Raw genomic sequence first — 320 nt, forward strand, 5'->3', positions numbered from 1 at the left:
TGAGAGTCCGCCCGCCACACACGCCGCCGCGATCTCACCCTGCGAATGCCCCACCACAGCAACCGGCGTCACCCCCACCGACTCCCACAGGTGCGCCAACGACACCATCACCGCCCACAACACCGGCTGCACTACATCAACCCGCCCCAACGCCTCCTCGTCCCCCAACACCTCCAACAAATCCCACTCCACAAACGGCGCCAACGCCTCAGCACACTCCCCCATCCGCCCCGCAAACACCGACGAGACAGCCAACAACCCCTCCGCCATACCCACCCACTGCGCACCCTGACCCGGAAACACAAACACCACACCCTGCT

The 320-nt window shown here is 65.3% G+C and carries 1 protein-coding gene; it reads right to left on the reverse strand.

The features are described from left to right. Positions 1–320, reverse strand: a 320-nt coding sequence (locus tag ACLZOT_RS51215; protein WP_416976146.1) for an acyltransferase domain-containing protein, incomplete at both ends; no start/stop codon positions are given.

Source organism: Streptomyces sp. 4F14, from assembly GCF_048159485.1.
Taxonomy (GTDB): domain Bacteria; phylum Actinomycetota; class Actinomycetes; order Streptomycetales; family Streptomycetaceae; genus Streptomyces.